The organism is Methylocystis sp. H62 (assembly GCF_015709515.1).
Classification (GTDB): Bacteria; Pseudomonadota; Alphaproteobacteria; order Rhizobiales; family Beijerinckiaceae; genus Methylocystis.
In genome coordinates, this window is the sequence record NZ_JADNQZ010000058.1 from 1 (window position 1) to 13,689 (window position 13,689).

At 59.8% G+C, this 13,689-nt stretch carries 15 protein-coding genes and 2 pseudogenes; 7 read left to right on the forward strand and 10 right to left on the reverse strand.

Annotation, left to right across the window (positions count from 1 at the left end; genetic code table 11):
- Nucleotides 1-182 (reverse strand): annotated as a pseudogene (locus IYY11_RS16710) (IS110 family transposase); the annotation flags it as partial.
- Nucleotides 183-258: 76 nt separating this feature from the next.
- Here IYY11_RS16710 and IYY11_RS16715 point away from each other — a divergent pair.
- The 3 genes and pseudogenes from IYY11_RS16715 to IYY11_RS16725 all read left to right on the forward strand — a co-directional run.
- A pseudogene (locus IYY11_RS16715) lies at nucleotides 259-513 on the forward strand (transposase); the annotation flags it as partial.
- A gap of 574 nt (nucleotides 514-1,087) precedes the next feature.
- Nucleotides 1,088-1,483 carry a hypothetical protein gene (locus IYY11_RS16720; protein ID WP_196404902.1) on the forward strand — a complete coding sequence of 132 codons (396 nt, stop codon included), beginning with the start codon at nucleotides 1,088-1,090 and terminating at the stop codon, nucleotides 1,481-1,483.
- A gap of 472 nt (nucleotides 1,484-1,955) precedes the next feature.
- Nucleotides 1,956-2,342 (forward strand): HU family DNA-binding protein, encoded by a 387-nt coding sequence (locus IYY11_RS16725; RefSeq protein ID WP_029652136.1) that lies wholly within the window; start codon nucleotides 1,956-1,958, stop codon nucleotides 2,340-2,342.
- Nucleotides 2,343-2,577: 235 nt separating this feature from the next.
- Here the strand turns inward: IYY11_RS16725 and IYY11_RS16730 are convergent, their stop codons facing one another.
- The 3 genes from IYY11_RS16730 to IYY11_RS16740 form a co-directional block, all read right to left on the reverse strand.
- Complete coding sequence (locus IYY11_RS16730; RefSeq protein ID WP_196404903.1) at nucleotides 2,578-2,790, reverse strand: hypothetical protein; 213 nt, start codon at nucleotides 2,788-2,790, stop codon at nucleotides 2,578-2,580.
- A 314-nt stretch (nucleotides 2,791-3,104) separates the two neighbouring features.
- Nucleotides 3,105-3,689 carry a diguanylate cyclase gene (locus tag IYY11_RS16735; RefSeq protein WP_196404904.1) on the reverse strand — a complete coding sequence of 195 codons (585 nt, stop codon included), beginning with the start codon at nucleotides 3,687-3,689 and terminating at the stop codon, nucleotides 3,105-3,107.
- A 17-nt stretch (nucleotides 3,690-3,706) separates the two neighbouring features.
- Nucleotides 3,707-5,230, reverse strand: a complete 1,524-nt coding sequence (locus IYY11_RS16740) for an FAD-dependent oxidoreductase (protein ID WP_196404905.1) — start codon at nucleotides 5,228-5,230, stop codon at nucleotides 3,707-3,709.
- A 480-nt stretch (nucleotides 5,231-5,710) separates the two neighbouring features.
- Between IYY11_RS16740 and IYY11_RS16745 the strand changes: the two genes are divergently transcribed.
- The 3 genes from IYY11_RS16745 to IYY11_RS23340 all read left to right on the forward strand — a co-directional run bounded on the left by IYY11_RS16745 (nucleotide 5,711) and on the right by IYY11_RS23340 (nucleotide 7,821).
- A complete protein-coding gene (locus IYY11_RS16745; RefSeq protein ID WP_196404906.1) occupies nucleotides 5,711-6,610 on the forward strand; it encodes a manganese catalase family protein in 900 nt (299 codons plus the stop codon).
- Between the two features lie 70 nt (nucleotides 6,611-6,680).
- Nucleotides 6,681-7,064 carry a hypothetical protein gene (locus tag IYY11_RS16750; RefSeq protein WP_246720050.1) on the forward strand — a complete coding sequence of 128 codons (384 nt, stop codon included), beginning with the start codon at nucleotides 6,681-6,683 and terminating at the stop codon, nucleotides 7,062-7,064.
- A 634-nt stretch (nucleotides 7,065-7,698) separates the two neighbouring features.
- Nucleotides 7,699-7,821: a hypothetical protein gene (locus IYY11_RS23340; protein ID WP_281431707.1), complete on the forward strand. Its 123-nt coding sequence runs from the start codon at nucleotides 7,699-7,701 to the stop codon at nucleotides 7,819-7,821.
- Nucleotides 7,822-7,842: 21 nt separating this feature from the next.
- Here IYY11_RS23340 and IYY11_RS16755 read toward each other — a convergent pair whose 3' ends face one another.
- The 4 genes from IYY11_RS16755 to IYY11_RS16770 all read right to left on the reverse strand — a co-directional run bounded on the left by IYY11_RS16755 (nucleotide 7,843) and on the right by IYY11_RS16770 (nucleotide 10,696).
- Complete coding sequence (locus IYY11_RS16755; RefSeq protein ID WP_196404907.1) at nucleotides 7,843-8,172, reverse strand: TIGR02300 family protein; 330 nt, start codon at nucleotides 8,170-8,172, stop codon at nucleotides 7,843-7,845.
- A gap of 407 nt (nucleotides 8,173-8,579) precedes the next feature.
- Nucleotides 8,580-9,257: a hypothetical protein gene (locus IYY11_RS16760; protein ID WP_196404908.1), complete on the reverse strand. Its 678-nt coding sequence runs from the start codon at nucleotides 9,255-9,257 to the stop codon at nucleotides 8,580-8,582.
- Nucleotides 9,258-9,402: 145 nt separating this feature from the next.
- Nucleotides 9,403-9,951 (reverse strand): hypothetical protein, encoded by a 549-nt coding sequence (locus IYY11_RS16765; protein ID WP_246720052.1) that lies wholly within the window; start codon nucleotides 9,949-9,951, stop codon nucleotides 9,403-9,405.
- 487 nt (nucleotides 9,952-10,438) lie between these two features.
- A complete protein-coding gene (locus tag IYY11_RS16770) occupies nucleotides 10,439-10,696 on the reverse strand; it encodes a hypothetical protein (RefSeq protein ID WP_018409217.1) in 258 nt (85 codons plus the stop codon).
- Between the two features lie 397 nt (nucleotides 10,697-11,093).
- On the opposite strand from IYY11_RS16770, the gene IYY11_RS16775 reads away from it, so the two are divergent.
- Nucleotides 11,094-12,386, forward strand: coding sequence for a PepSY domain-containing protein (locus IYY11_RS16775; protein ID WP_246720053.1), 1,293 nt, complete (start codon nucleotides 11,094-11,096; stop codon nucleotides 12,384-12,386).
- Nucleotides 12,387-12,419: 33 nt separating this feature from the next.
- Here IYY11_RS16775 and IYY11_RS16780 read toward each other — a convergent pair whose 3' ends face one another.
- Together IYY11_RS16780 and IYY11_RS16785 are read right to left on the reverse strand one after the other, a co-directional pair.
- Entirely contained in the window at nucleotides 12,420-12,989 is a 570-nt protein-coding gene (locus IYY11_RS16780; RefSeq protein ID WP_196404910.1) for a hypothetical protein, read from the reverse strand.
- Nucleotides 12,990-13,040: 51 nt separating this feature from the next.
- Nucleotides 13,041-13,400, reverse strand: coding sequence for a copper resistance CopC family protein (locus IYY11_RS16785; protein WP_196404911.1), 360 nt, complete (start codon nucleotides 13,398-13,400; stop codon nucleotides 13,041-13,043).
- Nucleotides 13,401-13,689 lie beyond the last annotated feature (289 nt).

A 13,689-nucleotide genomic window follows, 5' to 3' on the forward strand; every position in this document is an offset into this window, starting at 1 on the left:
CAGTAGTGGCTGCCGGCGCAGGCTTCCATGGCGACGGTGCAAGGCGGGAGGGTGGCAAAGAACGGCAGAACCTGTTGGCGTCGTAGCTTCTTACGAAAGACCACAGCGCCGCTCTTATCGGCTCCATGCGCTTGGAATACGTGCTTCGCGAGATCGAGGCCGATTGTGCTAACATTCTTCATGGACGCATCCTTTGCGAGTGGCTTGAAACACCACCACTCTGGCACACGATGCCGTCGAGGGGGCGTCCACCCCATCAATCTTGGCAGCCACAAGGGCGCCGGCGTGCGCAAGGCCATCGAGGCGGCGGGCGCGACCCTGCTGTATCTCCCGCCTTGCAGCCCTGACGTCAATCCGATCGAAAAGGCGTTCTCAAAACTCAAGGCCCTGTTGCGCAAGGCCGCAGAGCGAACCGTCGACGCGCTATGGGACAGGATCGGCCTGCTGCTGAAGGAGTTCTCGCCGACAGAATGCGCAAACTTCTTCGCCGCCGCAGGATATGAACCGGTTTAAGGCGAATCCGCTCTAGCGACAATCCGATCCCGGTTAAGGACAAGAAATTCACCTGATAACAGGCCGCGTCCCGGGTTTCTGGCTACGTGCGCCCCTGTTTTTGCAGCAGCGAATCGACGCCAGGACACTGAAATCACATGTGTTTTGTCGCAGGGGGAAGCCCGAATTTTCTCTGTTTTTATTCTTGAGCGGGGAGGGGAGAGGGGAGACCGGTTCGCGGAAGACTGCGTCCTCAGCCAAATCTCACTTGTCGCGAATGGCCCTCGCGCGCCTCCCGAACCGGCGGCAACGGTCGGATTTCCGTCAAAGGCTGGCGGAAGGTTGCGACTGCTTCGCCGTTCCCAGCATTTCTATAGCACGAAGCTCGGGAAGCGCCGTTATTCGCGCGTTCCCGCTCTCCGAACAGCCGGCCTCAAGCCCATCCCAGCGCAACCAAGGAGGTTCTGACCATCCTTGCGGTCGCCGCGATGAGTTGCGGTGTGGATGCGGTCGGGAAGGGAACCCTCGCTGAGCCCAGGGGTTGGTTTCGGTCAGGCGCGCCGCAGTCCCCGTGGAGCGAACAGGAGCAGGCAAGATGTCGTCAGGACAAAGCAGTGGAACCGGGGCGAGAACGGAACTGAACGATGAAAAGGTGAGGAAGAACGACATTCTCAGTAATCGCGATAAGGCCCAAAGACGACCTGGACAGAGCTTGGACAGTAAAGGCGTTCAGGTCGACGAATACAAGGACAACCCGGCCAATCGCCGCCCATCGAGCGACGATAGACTTCAACCTGATCTCAAGTCAGCCGCTGAGAAGCCGAAGGAGTCGTCACTCGGGACCGACAGCCCAGAGCCGGCGGATGATTCCAAGCAAGTCGATCGGCCCGGTTTCGACTTGGGGGGATCGACCGGCGAGACCCAGGGAGGCAAAGGTCTGGGGCTTGGCGCCGATGCGCTGAAAACCCGAAAGGGGCGCTTGCCAAGATAGCGTCGCTTGAGGCCGCGAGCCGATGCTCGCGAACGCCCAAGAGAGCGCGCCGGACATCGCGGCTCGGCGCAGACAGCAAATCATTTCGAGCAATTCGGACAGAGCTGATTTCTAGTAGGTTGGCTCGGCGGTCACTGAACTCAGCGCAACATTTGCGTTGACCTGAAGGGCGCAAACTTCAAGCTAGCTCGAGACCCCAAAAGGCATTGGGGGCCGTCGCGGCCCTCTGCGTGCGCTCCCCGAGCGCCGATGAGTGTTGTTCGCGCGATGGCGCCTGGAACGAGGCTTGGCGCCCGTCCGAGGGCGCCGCCACTCGCTCTCTCTCGCAACATTATCAGTATTGCTTTGACGCGGGAACTTCCGCCGCTTGCAATTGCTGCGCAAAAATTTGCGAATCACCAATGAAATCGTTAGCAATCGAATGTGTGTGGGTGAGCAATAATGCAGGCGCTTAACTCGTAAAGGACATCTTATGGCTAGAGGAAAACCGGTGAAGGCGGCGACCAGGAAGGTGAGCAAGGCTGAGCCTGCCGCCATTCGGCCGATCAAAGAGACATTTACAAAATCGGCGCTCATCAACCGGATCGCCGAGGAGAACGACATTCCTCGCAAGACCGCGGTGGGCGTCTACGCGACGCTGGAGAATGTGTTTCTCGGGTCGGTCCACCCGCGCGGCGTCGGCGAGTTCACTTTGCCGGGCCTTCTGAAAGCGACCCTCCGCAAGGTGCCGGCGCGCAAGGCGGGGACTCTGGTTCGCAATCCTGCGACGGGCGAAATGGTTAAAGCCGCCGCCAAGCCCGCAAGCGTGCGCGTCAAAATCCGGCCGCTCTCCAAATTGAAATCGGCGGCGACGAAGTAAGCGCCATACATCGGGCCGTCGCGTTGCTTTTGAGCGCCGCGTCGGCGCGCTTGTCGCCGCCAATTTGTTGCTAGGGGGCCGCGCCAGGCCAATTGGCGCTCAACCGCTCGCGACGGCTGCGGTAGTCAGGAGCGCGCGCGTCACGGCGCCGCCCCTTAAGGCCGTCCTTTGGATCGAGCCTGACGTCGACGGCAGTCTATTGGAACCGCCGCCGCCGAAATGGCGAACCCCGCTCTTACCATCCGAAGCCGTCGGGATAACCGTAAGCCGGGTAGCCATAGGCCGGATAGCCATAATCATACGGCTGTGCGTAGGCGCCGGCTGCGCCGGCTGCTGCTGCGGCGCCGAGCACGCCAACGGCCGCGGCGGCCGCGGCTGCTGCGCCGGGATTATATCCACGGCGATAATAGCCGCCTCGGTAACGCCGGTAGTAGATCTGATCAGTCAACGATGGGGCATCAATGCCCGCAGACCGCGCCACATTAGGTCCCGCCCAAGCGTCACCTGTTAAAGCCGTCGCGGCCAAACCGCCAAAGAGGGCGGCGGTGATGATAGATTTCGATGTCTTACGCATGTGTGCCTCGCTCGCCTTTGAAACATCTTAATTACGACGCCCTCACGAGAAGCTGGATCGTCGCCTTATATCTGGGCGCTCACGACGCCGTTGTCGAGGCCGGGCCTCGAAGGCCGAGTTTCATCAATGAGGTGGGGCAAGGCGTAAGTCGAAAGCTCCCAGAGTCCGTCCTCCTCCAGGCTCGGCGTCTACCTTGAGAATAATCTTGCAGCGTGCGGAACCAATCGGCCGTTATTGGCGCGCAAGCCACGCCAGAGCTCTTCCGTGTAGGGCAGGACCGCGAACAGCAAGGCTGCGACCAGAGCGCTGATGATATAGGCCAGGGGCAGTGGAGGAGCTTTCAGCGCGATGTCAAAACGCGGCGCTTCATCTCCGAATCCAAAGAGCGCCAGAAACTGCGGCCAGTGGCGCGCCGCGACCAACAGCACGCCCATCAGCGGCATCATTTCAAGGTAGCTGTGAACGTGTTGCTCGATGGGGGTTATCTCGCGCAAATTCACCGCATAACTCAAATCCCAAAGCGTCGTCGCCTCGTGAACGAAGAACATCACGATCATGAAGGCGAGCACGAGCGCGTTGATGTCCAGCAGAAGCGCCGCGAGGAACGGCCCGGCGACTTCGGCGAAGAGCAGGAGATGAAGCACGGATTCTTTCGCGCCGGAGGTGGTTTCGATGTTTGCGGCGCGATGACACAGCCAATCGGCGAACCCGGCCATCAGCCAGACCGGCACGACAAAATACATCAGCACCAATAATGTCGGATCCTGTTCCATTCCATCAACACCCGCTCTCAAGGCTCGTGTTCTTGCAGGGGCGCGTAAGCAGGGCCGTTGAGCGCTTCGCCGTCCGGCGCGAATTGAGATCCGTGACAGGGGCAGTCCCAACATCGCTCGAAGGCGTTCCAGTGAACGAGACAGCCAAGGTGGGAACAAACGGCTGAACGCAGGAACAGCGTCCCGTCGTCGTCCCGAAAGGCGGCGACTTTGCTCAAGCCGCTGCGCACGATCGCACCTTCGCCCGGCTTAAGCTGATCCCATGAGCCGATTTCGCCGGGCGTGACATATTCGGCGAAGTTTTTTGGCGTGGTGAGATTTTCGCTCAGATATTCGCCCACGGCGTCGAGCGGCGAGCGCGCGGGATCATAGGCCTCCGCCCAGCGGCTGGCGCCGGTCAGGATCAGGTCCTTGATGATCAGGCCGGCGAGCGCGCCATGCGTGATCCCTTGCCCCGAATCGCCGGTCGCAACGAAAACGCGCGCGCTCCCAGGGTCGCGGCCAATGAAAGCCATGCCGTCGATGGGTTCGAGAACCTGTCCAGACCAGCGGCGAAGCTCTTTGCCGAGCGACGGCAAACGCGCGCGCATCCAATCCTCCAGAGCCGCGAAGCGATCAGGCGCATCATTTGCTTCGCCCGATCGATGATCCTCGCCGCCGACGATCAATATGTCGACGCCATCCTCGCCAGGCTGCAGCCGCACGTAGTGATACGGATCGAGCGTATCCCAATACAACGCGTCCGGAAGCGCGCCGGACCGCAATTCGAACGCCATCGCGTAGGTGCGGTAAGGCGCTTGCTTCGTGTGAATGGCGATGCGGTCGGTAATCGGCGCATTCGTGGCGACCACCGCGAAATTTGCGTGGACCGTACGACCGTCGGCCGTCATGACTCTTACGCCGTCATCGTCCTCCGCCACCTCAACCACCGTGGCGTCGGCATAGAAACGTCCCCCGGCGTCGACGATCGCGCGCGCAAGGCCGTGAAGATATTTGAGCGGATGCACGCGGGCCTGATCGGGATAGCGAAGCGCCGGCGTGGCGTCATGGCCGGCAAGGGGAACGCCTGTCTGCTTGAAGACCGGAAGTCCCGCCTTCTGCGCCGCTTCGAACTCGCGTTCAAGCCATTCCACGTCTTCTGTTCTTGCCGCAAAGAGATAGCCGTCGACCCTTTGAAAGTCGCAGTTGATTTTGAGTTTTTTTTGCAGAGTTTCAATGCGATCAATCGCGGCCTGCTGGCTTTCGCGCCAGGCGCTTGCGATGTCTTCCCCGCGTATTCTGATGAGTTCGTCGAATCCGTCGTCGCTTGCCGATGCAAGATGCGCGGTCGTGCGCGCCGTCATTCCTTTGCCGATCGGTCCGCGATCGAGAATGATGACCTTCTTGCCGCTGCTCGCAAGTTCATACGCCGCTGACATCCCAGCGATGCCGGAACCTACAACGACGACATCAGCGCGTTCGTCGTTCAGAAGAGAGCTGACGCCTTCGACAACGGGCGCGTCCGTCCAAATGGATCGACTTTTTTCAAAAGAGACATTCATTGGGATTTCCGTGTCTGCGATCGGGTCGCCGGGCGGCAAACGACGGCCCAGGCGAGAGTAGAACGAATGCGCCAGCTCCGTGTTCCACAGCTTGATGGAAGCTTCGACACGGGGAACCGCGGCCGTTGCGCTCGAGCCCTCCATTCCTCGAAGCGGTGAGCGACTGCGAAAGCTGAAGCGTGCGGCGCGACTGATGCCTACGATCGTTTGTAGTCTTCCCTAAAGAGACCGCGCCAGAACATCATTTCGAGTTTTCGGCCGGTGCGATGGCGTCTGCGGCTCCAGCGCAAAGCGCGACGATGGCGCCACCCTGACGACCATCGCTGCGTCCGCATCAGGCGTGAAAGCACTCAGTAAAAAATGCATGCGCCTAAATGGATCAGGAACGAAGTCCCTTTCCGCAAGTTCATGGATATCCAACTGCGGCCGGTGCGGCCGCTATGCTTCCCATGACCTTGAACCGTGAACCTAGGAGCAATCATGTTCACGCATAATAAGAAACTCCAATATACGGTTCGGGTATCCGAGCCCAACCCGATCCTCGCGAGCCTGATGCTCGAACAGTTCGGCGGGCCGCAGGGAGAGCTTGCGGCTGCGATGCGATACTTCACGCAGGCGATCGCCGAAGACGATCCGGGCCGGCGCGACATGCTTTTCGACATCGCCACCGAAGAGCTCAGCCATCTTGAGATCATCGGCAGCATCGTGTCCATGCTGAACAAGGGCGCCAAGGGGCAGCTCGCGGAAGCGACGCAGTCCGAGGCCGAGTTGTATCGCTCCGTCACGCAGGGGGCCGACAGCCACACGCAGGCGATCTTGTACGGCGGCGGCGCGGCTCTCACCAATTCTTCGGGGGTTCCCTGGACCGCGGCTTACGTCGACACGATCGGCGAGCCGACGGCGGACCTGCGGTCCAATATCGCCGCCGAAGCGCGCGCCAAGATCGTCTACGAGCGGCTCATCAACGTCACCGATGACGCTGGCATCAAGGAGGCGCTCGGCTTCCTCATGACGCGTGAGATCGCCCACCAGATCTCATTCGAGAAGGCGCTGTACGCGATTCAACCCAACTTCCCGCCCGGCAAGATGCCAAGCATACCGCAGTTCTCGCATCTCTATGTGAATGCGTCGCAGGGGCCGACGGATCATAAGGGTCCTTGGAACACGGGCGAGAATTGGCAGCGCATGGACGATGTGCTCGGCGGCATCCCGCTCGACGGCGGAGACGGCGCGGCGAGCGTCCATCTCGGATCGTCGCAAAGTGAGGATCTCGCCAATTTCGCAGCGCGAACGAAATCCAACCCCGGTTCAGATCCGGTGACGGGCGCGGATCTTGGCAGCAGCGGCGGCGCCGAAGCGCGACATTCGCCCGCGGAATGATCCCAGGATTGGACGCCGGTGGCGGTAGCCGGCGTCCAACGCTTCGATAGCAAACGGCTGAGGCATTGCAATGACTGCTCTGGTGACGAAGGAAACGCGATCTTCGAAGCTGGCCAACTTTCTCGGCTGGTTTTCGATTGCGTTAGGACTGGCCGAACTCTTCGCGCCGCGCCGCGTTGGCCGAATGGTTGGCGTCGAAGGCGATGGAAGCCTTGTGCAGGCCTATGGTCTTCGCGAATTTCTTGCCGGCGTCGGCATTCTTGCCGCACGCCAAAAAGCGCCGTGGCTTTGGGCGCGTGTTGCCGGCGATGCGCTCGACCTGGCGACCCTCGCGCCAGGCCTCTACAGCATTCGTCGGAGCCGCCAACTGGCGACCGGGCTCGCGGTCGCCGCCGTCGCTGTAATCGGGCTGCTCGATATTTATAGCGCAGCTCAGGCGCAGGGTCAGCGGTAAGCAAACCGTCGACGCGGCGACGCGCGTTGAGCTGGGAGAGCATCGCCTCAAGGGCGCGACCGCATGCAGAGCGCGGCCAGCAGCCGGGCGGGCTATCGCGCGGCGGATAGGCTTCGGCCCCAACGGCGATGATCGAACGTCACGACGTCCAGAGGCGATTGCGCTCGATCTTCAGCGCCAGTGCAGTTAAGTTTGGGGCGCTGGCGCGGTTTTCGGGCTGCGACTTTTTTGACATGGAACAGGCGTCCGTCACTGAAGGCGCACCGTTTCGCTCGAACCGCCTCGAGCTCATCGGACTGGTCAGGCTCGGAGGCTTCGTGGACGATGCATTACGATGCGCTCTTGGCTGCCCTCGTCGCAGGAGTCGTCACTCTCCTCGCGTTTCTTTTTTGGCCAGCGGTGGCGGATCAGCTCCCGGAACTGGCTTGGTCGGCGATCATCTATCTTTTTGTGCTGCTCCTCGGCGCTTGGATCTTCAACTCCTGGCGCCGAACACGGCGCAAATAGCGGGTTGACAGAGTGAATTATCGGCGGGCGGGCGCCGAGCGTCGCTTTCCCACTTGACAGCGGTCAATAAACCTACTCTTAACGGCTCGCCATTTAGATCGCGATCTTTCTCAGGCGAACAGGGTTCATGCGCTTTCTTAAAAAACTCCCCAGCTTTGCCGCGCCGCTTGTCGGCGTCACGGTTGCGCTTGCCCTGTGCATCGTCGTCTTCGCCTTGTCCTTGGCAGGGATGGACCCAACCCTCGATTAAAACGGCCTAAAACGCCGCCGTTCATTCGATAGCGGTTTCGACGACGTCTGCTTCGTCGACTTCTTCCAACACCTCGTCATTGCTATCTTCTTCCTCATCGGCCGTTGCGTCCTCTTCGTCATCAGCCGTTGCCAAGAGAACATGATCGGCGACCGGTTCGATGACCGGCGAGACTGGCGTGGGCCTCGCGAAACTGGTCGAGTACGGTCGCCTTGCCGCCGAACGCAAGACCTCCACGACTTGAAACGCCGCAGCGCACTTTGGACAGACGATCGGCAGGCGGTTGAGATCGTAAAACGCCGTTGCACACGTCAGGCATCGGCGTTTCACGCCAAGTTCAGCTTTGGCCATTGAGATCTCCCTTCGGAATTTGAAATGCGTGCGCTGGCGCGGCAGGGTGTTCTTATCGCCCCTGGACGATTCTGCGCCAAGCGGCTCTTTGCCGGTTCAGTGACTACGCTGTGTTAGCACGGCGGAGACGATCGGCCCGCAATAATTCGAGAGGGCGCCGTGAAGGTCGCAGAAACCGCTTTAAATATTTGGGGATCCGATCACCAGAATACAAGGCGAAAGTCGGTGAGCGCCCAGGACCAGGGACATCAGCAGCAAAATGGTAGCTCCGTCCACAGGCCCGTGAACGGCTGCAAAAATCCGAACACAGCAGCTCGGCGGCCGAGACCGCCCCTGAAATGAGGCGGCCAAGAGAAAACGATGCGAGTTTGCGATCCTCGCATCGTCATCGCCACTCGCGCGTCGTGTCAGTGCGAGCGCATGAAGCTGAGCAATGTGGCGCTCAGGCTACCGCCCGTGAACACGACCGTCGCGCCAAGCGCAAGCAACGCGACAAGGTTGAGGGTCAGATCGTTCGCCGCGCCCGCTATGGCCAGAATGCCGAGCACGATCACGGCCAAACCGGAGAGCGCCTGAATGCCTGCCGAGCCAAAGGCCAACTCGCTTGCGAGAATTTCGCCGCCGCCAGCGCCAATCTGATCTCTGCTCCTCAGCGACTCCTGACCGAGCACATGCAGTTGCCACACGGCGTTGCTGCTCAGAACCAAGGCCGACCCGAACGCGATCGCAGCGATCGGCGTCAGCGTTGCAGGCTCGACGCCGAGCAGCGAAAGAATGCCAAGAACGATGCCGGCAGCGCCGACGAGGAAGACGACGGACAGGCTGCTGCCGCCGAATCCCTCGACGTTCGTGGTTCTCGAGCCAGCAGGAAAGATGATCTGAGCGTATTCGGACAACATCGCTCCGCCTTGGATCAACAAGGCGACGCCAAAGACGATCGTTGCGATGGACGCCATCATCGGCGCATTCACGCCCGATAATCCAACGATGGCGATAATGACGGTGGCCAGACCGCCAATGGCGTCGATCAGGCCTCCATACGCCGCCGTTTCACGAAATGCCGACTCCCGAGAAGTAATGGACATGACAGTGCCTCCAGACTTGCGATATCGCCATACGAGCAAGAGCGCGCGCGATTCCAGATAGCGTTGGATTCACGCAGTCAAGATCGACACCGCTTTGACGAACGGCGCAGACCGCAAGCCAAACCGCAGTGCGCGCAAGGTTGGTTCAGTATGCCCGTCGCGAAGTTGAGTGCATAAAGCTGAGAAGAATGGCGTTCAGGCTGCCCCCCTTGAGAACGAGCGCAGAACCGAGAATGAGCAGCGCCACTAGGTTGAACGTGAGGTCGTACCTTGCGCCGGACACGGCAAGAACGCCGAGCACAACTGTGGCGAAGCCGCCAAAGATCTGAATGCCGGCGGAATCAAAAACCATTTGGTTTGCGAGAATGTCTCTCGAAGACTCCTCGCCCCCGGCGGATGCGCGGCTGACGACATGAAGATGCCACGCAGAGACGCTGCTCAAGACCAGGGCGCTCCCGAACAAAATCGACGCGATGGGCGTCAGCACCGCCGAATCGAAGTCCAGCAGCGAAAGCACGCCTAGAGCGACGCCGCCCGCGCCTAACAGAACAAGCGCCGAACGGCCGCTGACGTTGAAACCGTTGATCGGAGAATTCGCGCCGAGTGGAACCGAAAATCTGGCATCACCAGACATCATGCCGTTGCCCTGGATCAATAGCGTGACGCCGAACAGAATTGTCGCGATCACGGCCATTATCGGCGCGTAGAAGCCGATGAGTCCAAGAATAGCGAGGATGACGGTTGCAACGCCGCCAACATCATCGATCAAGCCGCCCTGCCTAGCGCGCGCGGGGAAAGCCGATTCACCGACCGTTATCGACATGTTCGTCTCCCAACTTCAACGCCCCCAAAGATAAGATTTAATTAGCGGCCATTTGGCGCCGGCAAGATCAATCAGCGGACGCCAAAACCTTCGCCTTGAGCGTGACCGCGCGCGTCACGTGCTGGAGTCTTGAAGCGCTAAATAAAGGATGGGAGAGGGGGAGCGCGCTGTTGGAACGGGCAAAGCTCGAGATTCCAAGTCGGAGCCGAGTTATCAGGCGACAAACGACGCACGCTGTAAAGCATGCAGCAGCACGCTAAACCTTTAAGAGCGCGTGCGCCGCGTGGGCCTTAATCCGTCAAGAAATTTAGACTGTCCGCCAATGGGAGATCGCGCTGACCGGAAAGCGCGACCCGCGTCAGTCGAGAGCCTTACCGCCTGCCTCTTCGCAAGCGGCGACAGAGTCCTTGAAGACCCAGCCCTGGCCCTTGCATGAATTCATACCCTTGCACGCGTTCTTGGGCGAGTGACAGTCGGCCTTGCCCTTACAGCTATTGGCGCCGAGACAATGCACTTTGCCCGTCGACGCCGCCTTTGCGGGCGGCGCAGCGCCAGCGAGAACGATTGAGATCGCAGCAACCGCGAGCGTCGCTCCCTTGCATCTATCCGTTTTCATATTTTCGTCTCATCCCTGTCTGCATGCACCAAGACGTTGCCACCATGGTTTACCAGTCGCGAGTGGTAAAGCAAAAAATGCCCCAACGACTTGGCGATAGTATTGGAGCTATGAGAAGGGCGCCCACACAGCCGCTCTCCGTATAGGCGTCAGGAATTCGCGAGAATGCTCGACAACCTGAAATCATGCGTAAACGCAGTAGCGCGTGGCTGACGGCGCTACGGAAGACTGTGCTTTTCGATGCAGGTGGTTTGCACCTGTAGTATATTCGTCCGCCCGGCGCGCATTGACCCATGGGTAGCGGAATCTGGTCGTTCACCTTTAGAGGGGCGTTCGAGGGCGGATCGCCCGCCGGGGAGTCGATCACGCCTTGTCGCAGCTAGGCCGGGAGCCGATTTTGTTGACAAGATTGCCCGAAATCGGTCCGATCAAACGCGATCTGAGTGCGAATGAGCCTTGGTCCGAGTCTTTCACGGTGTCCGATGGGACGGTCGAAACCGACGTTGGAAAGGAAGTCGCGTCGCCGTCGCGCGCCCTGCGTCGCCGCGAATTCACTCGCCAGGTCTTTCTTCAGATTCATCGAACCATCGGCCTTTTCGCCGGGGCGGTGTTCGTTCTGGTCGGGCTCAGCGGCAGCATTCTCGCCTATCGCGAGGACATCGACGAATGGCTGAACGCTTCCATCATGCGCGTTGAAATCCCCGCGCCGCCCGCGCGCCGCCCGCTCAATGAAATTCTCGCAGCCGCGATCACGGCGATGCCTGCCGATGGCAAGGCGGAGAGAGTCACAATGCCGCGCCATTCCGCATCTGCGGTGGCGATCACATACATGGTCGAGACCGACGATCTCGACACCGATGTCTACGAGATGTTCGTCGATCCTTACACCGCGAAAGTCAAAGGCCAGCGCCTTTATCTGCACGGAGACAAGACGCTGTCACAGCCTCTTGTCCCAATCATCATGGCCTTTCATTGGACCCTGCTGCTTGGATTCAACAACGCCTATATACTCGGTTCGATAGCTTCACTTATTCTTATCTCCATCCTTGTCGGTCTTTATCTGTGGTGGCCGCGCAATGGCGATTGGCGGCTGGGTTTTAAAATCAAATGGGGCGCAAGCCCAGAGAGAGTTGTTTACGACGCGCATAGAAGCGTCGGCGCTTACTTCAGCGTTTTCTTGTTGGTTACGCTGTTCACCGGAGTCGCCATGATTTTCAAGCCGGCGACGCGTTCCGTGGCTGGGCTTTTTTCTCAGGTGCGCGCAGATCCGGATTATGGAAAATCGACGCCGATTCCAGGCCAACCGCCGATCGGCGTCGACGAAGCCGTCGCAATCGCCGATAAAATCTTCTCCGATGGCAGACTTCACTGGATTCTCCTGCCGAGCACGCCAAGCGGCGTCTATGTCGTCGGCAAGCAGTCGAGAGACGAGCCCAACAGAACCACAACGTTTCGGAATGTCGGCGTCGATCAGTACAGCGGGCAAGTTCTGTATGTGCAAGATCGCAGCGCGTTCACCGCAGGGGAGAGGCTCCTCGAATGGCTCTTCCCGCTGCATACCGGCGAGGCTTTCGGCGTGTTCGGCCGATCGATCGTTCTGGTGGTCGGGCTGACGCCCTTTGTCCTTTACGTCACGGGCTTTCTGCGATGGCGACAAAAGCGCCGCGCAAGAAGGCGCGTGGCAGACTGACAAATCCGTTCTGACCGCTCTGCAAATCGCCGGTTATCGCCCAACGAAGATCGGCATTTCGATCGTGTCCTCGGCGTTCTTCGCCTCGCCGAACGCGAGCTTGAGGAGATATTTTCCCTTGTGAGCGACCGATGCGTCCAAAGTTACAAAGCCGCTTGTATGCGTATGAGATGGCAATGCGTTGATCTGTTTCAGGCCCCCTTCAGCATCATATTGATAGAAGGAAAGCGCGACGGATTCGCTTCTCGCTTCCTTTTCCATGAGCGTGACGGAAAAAATGACCTTGCCCGTTCCGGGCACGCGATCGCAGAACTCGTCATACTTGCTCAAATCGTCCGTTGGCCCTCCGGCGCTCTCTTCGGAATCCGGCAGGAAGTAGGTCGTGAGATGCACGGAGTAGAAGTCGCTCACTCCTAGACATTCCGCTATGGTGCGATCGCCCGCCTTCACCGCAGGCTGAAGGACATGCGCCTTCCAAAAATCATTCAAACGCTGGTTGAAAGCCGGACCCCAGAATGAATAGGAAAACATCGCGATATTGACGCCGGCGATCAGAATGATGCCCGCGAATAGCAACAAGTTCAGGCGAACAGTCGGACGCATCGTTTGTTGTTCCTTGTCCTGCACAAAACGACCACGCTTTGAGAAACATCTCTATGGGCGCACTTCGAACTCCCACGCGCCGCTGACGAGATGGCCATCAGCCGAAAGCGCCCGGTAGCGCACGGTGTATTTTCCGGGATTCAACCGATTCACGGTCACCGACACATGGCTTGGATCGGCGCTGTCAATCGCCGCGTCGCGCTTGTCGACCCTTTCGCCCGATGCGCTCACAACCGCTAATGCGGCAAAAGCGTCGCGAATGCCGGCGTCGTACCACACTTCCACTTTTCCGATGTCTTCTGCGCCGACGCCGCCTTGCGCGGGGGAGGTGCGGACAACGATCGCATGCGCCAGAATGATCGCCGGGCTTTGCGGCTCTCTCGCGGGATGCGAGGGGCCGGTGAGTTCCATCCCGGGAGCAGCGCTCGGTTGTTGATCGCGACTAGGGGAATCTGAGACAGTTCGGTACGCCGCGGCGGGTTGAGGCGTCGCGCCGACTGACAGGATCGCCCCAGCCAACGATAGCAGGCGCGCATGCCGGTTGACCGACATCCAGGAAGGGCTTTTTCGACGGGAGAACCTTGCCTGTCTGCTCTTCGTCATGGGGCGAAGTCCGATTCAATAATCATTTCCGAGCCGCTCGCGCGCAAAAAGTGCGTCGGGCCGCGAGACGCCGAATGCTCATCTTCTCACAGACTCG

What these genes read in the sequence shown, in the direction of transcription:
- IYY11_RS16720 (WP_196404902.1), top strand. Translation starts at nt 1,088, where the DNA reads ATGTCGTCAGGACAAAGCAGTGGAACCGGGGCGAGAACGGAACTGAAC.
- IYY11_RS16725 (WP_029652136.1), top strand. Translation starts at nt 1,956, where the DNA reads ATGGCTAGAGGAAAACCGGTGAAGGCGGCGACCAGGAAGGTGAGCAAG.
- IYY11_RS16735 (WP_196404904.1), bottom strand. Translation starts at nt 3,689, where the DNA reads ATGGAACAGGATCCGACATTATTGGTGCTGATGTATTTTGTCGTGCCG.
- IYY11_RS16740 (WP_196404905.1), bottom strand. Translation starts at nt 5,230, where the DNA reads ATGAATGTCTCTTTTGAAAAAAGTCGATCCATTTGGACGGACGCGCCC.
- IYY11_RS16745 (WP_196404906.1), top strand. Translation starts at nt 5,711, where the DNA reads ATGTTCACGCATAATAAGAAACTCCAATATACGGTTCGGGTATCCGAG.
- IYY11_RS16750 (WP_246720050.1), top strand. Translation starts at nt 6,681, where the DNA reads ATGACTGCTCTGGTGACGAAGGAAACGCGATCTTCGAAGCTGGCCAAC.
- IYY11_RS23340 (WP_281431707.1), top strand. Translation starts at nt 7,699, where the DNA reads ATGCGCTTTCTTAAAAAACTCCCCAGCTTTGCCGCGCCGCTTGTCGGC.
- IYY11_RS16755 (WP_196404907.1), bottom strand. Translation starts at nt 8,172, where the DNA reads ATGGCCAAAGCTGAACTTGGCGTGAAACGCCGATGCCTGACGTGTGCA.
- IYY11_RS16760 (WP_196404908.1), bottom strand. Translation starts at nt 9,257, where the DNA reads ATGTCCATTACTTCTCGGGAGTCGGCATTTCGTGAAACGGCGGCGTAT.
- IYY11_RS16765 (WP_246720052.1), bottom strand. Translation starts at nt 9,951, where the DNA reads ATGGCCGTGATCGCGACAATTCTGTTCGGCGTCACGCTATTGATCCAG.
- IYY11_RS16770 (WP_018409217.1), bottom strand. Translation starts at nt 10,696, where the DNA reads ATGAAAACGGATAGATGCAAGGGAGCGACGCTCGCGGTTGCTGCGATC.
- IYY11_RS16780 (WP_196404910.1), bottom strand. Translation starts at nt 12,989, where the DNA reads ATGCGTCCGACTGTTCGCCTGAACTTGTTGCTATTCGCGGGCATCATT.
- IYY11_RS16785 (WP_196404911.1), bottom strand. Translation starts at nt 13,400, where the DNA reads ATGGAACTCACCGGCCCCTCGCATCCCGCGAGAGAGCCGCAAAGCCCG.